Here is a 3,759-nt window from a genome sequence, read left to right as displayed (position 1 = left end):
AATACCACGGCATCTGGGATATCGATGAACTGTACGACATGAAAAATGATCCGCATGAAGAACACAATTTGATCTTCAAAAAAGAACATCAGCCGCTGATCACGAAAATGCGCGCGGACTTGCATGAAATTCTGGTCAAAGCGGATGCAAACCGGGTTCCATTCAGCCACAAGCGAAGAATGGGATCAAACCTGCGACTCAAAAGCGGCTCGAAACCAGCAGTCTTTCCACCTCAACTCATGCGGGAAAAGAACGCGAAAGAATAACAGCAAACATAATTGTGTGTTCATTTTGTCGGACGACTAATCCAGTCGAGACCAGATCTCACGGATCAGATGGAGTTTCCGTTCGACAGTTCGTTCCGTGCAGTCGAGCATTTTAGATATTTCAAGATTTGTATACTCACTCAATTTCAACAAAGCTATTCGGGTTAACTCTTCATCGAGCGGATTAAGTAACTCCTCTATCGCCAAATCATATTCCTGTGTGGGCACTTGAGGGACAAGTTCATCTAATCTTTCTCCATCACCATCAACTCCCAAAATTCCGTGCTCGCCAATTACTTTCCCTGCCCCTCTTTTCTGGGCAGCTTCACGGCGAATATGTTTTTTCATTTTTCGAGTCGTAAAAACAGAAATCAAACACCATAGATCGTTACGATTCAGATTAGAGCTCAGTTTTCCTGCGTCAGAGTACTTCCAGAAACTTACCATTGCACTTTGGACAATATCATCCACGTCAACACCACGTTGTACAATTGGACCAACTGATTTTTGTGCAATCGCATACATGCGGGGAAGCAGACGTGAGTACAAATCGCTTGAAACATGTTTATCGCAGGTTTGCATCTCCCGCCATAAATGACTGATCGACCCATCTTCTGGCTCAGGGGGACGCGTTGGCATGTTATACTGGCTTTCGGTGCAATTCGTGAGTATATTCTGATAATCTTCACATACTATACATTCTTGATATCAGAAGCAATTTATTCTTAAACTGCAGATTGCTTTTGATCTTTTTCAGATATTTTTTGTTTTTGTATTTTTTCATGTCGGGAAATCAGACTGTTAAGGAATAGGACTATAGACACCAACGCTCCACAACATCTTTACTTTTTTAGATGTTAATCTGAATTTCCTTAAATAGAACCCGATCATAAAATGACTTCTGACCATTTCTCACCATCTATTGATTCACTCAAACGAATAGACGCTTTATGTGATCAGTTTGAAGCTGCCAGGAAAAGTGATCAATCTCCACAGATAGAGCATTTTCTTTCACTTGCCCCGGAAAAAGATCGTGACCTGCTCTTTAAGTCTCTTTTAAAAATCCAACTAGAATTTCACAACGAAAGCACTTTTGATTCGGTTGAAAAAGACTTAACACAACGTTTTCCAGATAAAACAGATATCATAATACCGTTGGTTGCGATTGCAAAAACACGACAGCAGGCATTGGCTGAATCAGGGAGTGAATCAGAACCAGTTCAAACAGGAGCTTTCAAGCAAGCAGATCAACACCCCGATACCATCGATCGATTTCAAATTGAATCCATTCTCGGCGAAGGAGGTTTTGGAACGGTTTACAAAGCGTTCGACCCACGCTTAAAACGTACCGTTGCCCTCAAAGTCCCACTGGCTGCGACGCTGAAAACTGAAGAACTCTTGAACCGTTTTGTGCGTGAAGCTCAAATTGCAGCCGTCTTGCACCATCCTGCAATCTGTCCAATTTATGAAGTTGAATATGATCGTGAATTACCATTTATCGTGATGAAGTATGTTGAAGGCTCCACAATGGCCGACATCTTCAAACGAATGAATGACAATAATCGATTAATGAATATTGCAAAGTCAATTCGTTTAATCCAACTAATAGGAACAGCGGTTGAATATGCTCATCAGAAAGGGATTATCCATCGAGATTTGAAACCCTCAAATATCATCTGGGACAAAGAACATTTAACTCCCGTCATTACTGATTTTGGTCTGGCTCGTTTTTGGAACTCAAAAGACTCTGAGCTGACTGCCACTGGTCAAATCATGGGAACCCCCGCTTATATTGCACCGGAACAAGCCCGGGGGAATCGTAATGATGCTGGTCGACAAGTTGATGTCTATAGCCTGGGTGTCATTTTCTTCGAATTGTTGTGTGGACAAAGACCCTTCACTGGGAACAGCTATGACGTCGTCATCAAAAAAAGTGCGAAAGAGCCACCTGCTCCGTCCAAATTCCGCCCCGAAATTGATGCCCAACTCGAAGAAATCTGTCTTAAAGTGATCGCACGCTCGACGGATGAGCGATACCAGACGGTACAGGAGTTTCTTGATGCACTATCAAAATATCAAGCTGAAGATGATGTCTCTGTACCAAAGAATCATTTAAAACCAGGACCGTCCGAAGGGGAACCTGAAGATTTAAAGTCCATTTCACAACGTCAGCTTCATACAAACCAATACGAATCGCGCCCAGGACTAAAAAATTCTCCTGCCTTGAAAAAAAGAGCAAAAAAACAGGCTCGCTCTAAAAATCGCTCCCGAACAAAGAAGAAAGATCAACAACAAACTGCCAGCAATTCATATCTGAAAGCAGTGTCTATTCTCCTGGTTTGTCTGATATCAATTGCTATCTGCTACAAGTATCTAATCAATTCGCCACAGACAATATTAACGAAAGTAGAAACAAAGCAGACCGATAATAATCAAAGTCCACCAATAACGAAAAACACAAAACCTGCTGAACCACTAACCGTACCAGTCAATAAGAAACCGGAGATTAAAAATACTCCACCTGAAAAGTCCGTTAAATCAAAAACAATCCCTTTTCCAAAGGACAATGTTAAGATAGATCTAATCAACAACACAGAAACATTTCGCAAATTTTATGGAGCAGAGACAGCAACCTACACAAAAAAACATTTTGATCTCACCAATCAATTAAACAATGCTTCCATAAGTGAGCGACCCAAATTATTGAAAGCAATTGAAGCTTTGACCTGGCCTGTGGATAATTTTAAACGCGATAGAATCCCGCCTGTTGTATTGGCTACTGCAAGCGAAGGTGATGCTAAAAAAGCCCCCAAGGAAATTGTTGGCCTACTGGGCGACCCTAGATTGAATTGCTGGTCGAAGGTCTACACGGCGATTTTAATTGATGATGAAAAAGTCATCATGGCGTCGCATGATGATGGAACAGTTTCTTTCCATGAGACAAGCTCAGGCCGTCTACTGGATATTCGTAAATGCCACGAGAGTGCAATACAACAACTGGCGATCAGCCCGGATGGTAATACCTATGCTACGGGCTGCTATGATGGTTCTGTCTCTCTCTGGAATCGAGAATCAGGTAGAAATGTCGTAACCTTCAAACACCACACGGAAAACGCGCGTGAAGTAGAATTTTCAAACGATGGTCGCTGGTTTGCATCAGGAAGTACGGATGGAACGATCTGTGTCTACTCGATGACCGAACTTGACAAACCCGTTTATACTTTGACACCCGGAACTGATCTCAACTGCATCAAATTTCTCCAAAACGGAAAGTTTCTGGCCTCAGCAAGTAATGATGCAACGATTCGTATTTGGAAAATGGATACAGGAAGTTTTTTCAGAAACTTGGAGGGACATAGTGGAGCCGTTGTTGCAATTTCAGCATGCGAGAGTGCACCACGTTTAGCGACGATGGATAGTAAAGGCAAAGTCATAGTCTGGGATTCAGAGAACTGGACTCCTGCTGCATCACTGCAAACGGAAAGCAATGCCT

At 42.3% G+C, this 3,759-nt stretch carries 2 protein-coding genes and 1 pseudogene; 2 read left to right on the top strand and 1 reads right to left on the bottom strand.

Going from position 1 to position 3,759, the window contains the following annotated elements; all coding sequences use genetic code 11:
* Positions 1 to 266: pseudogene (locus Q0668_RS04545) on the top strand (acetylglucosamine-6-sulfatase); the annotation flags it as partial.
* 36 nt (positions 267 to 302) lie between these two features.
* On the opposite strand, the gene Q0668_RS04540 reads toward Q0668_RS04545, so the two are convergent.
* Entirely contained in the window at positions 303 to 905 is a 603-nt protein-coding gene (locus Q0668_RS04540) for an ECF-type sigma factor (RefSeq protein ID WP_298860443.1), read from the bottom strand.
* Positions 906 to 1,160: 255 nt separating this feature from the next.
* Here Q0668_RS04540 and Q0668_RS04535 point away from each other — a divergent pair.
* A partial coding sequence (locus Q0668_RS04535) for a protein kinase (protein ID WP_298860441.1) occupies positions 1,161 to 3,759 on the top strand: 2,599 nt, incomplete at its 3' end.

The organism is uncultured Gimesia sp., assembly GCF_937910335.1.
Taxonomy (GTDB): domain Bacteria; phylum Planctomycetota; class Planctomycetia; order Planctomycetales; family Planctomycetaceae; genus Gimesia.
This window is presented reverse-complemented; position numbering and strand designations above follow the sequence as displayed.

Excerpts from the sequence above, each read along its gene's own strand:
- Q0668_RS04540 (WP_298860443.1), bottom strand. The coding sequence starts at position 905 with ATGCCAACGCGTCCCCCTGAGCCAGAAGATGGGTCGATCAGTCATTTA.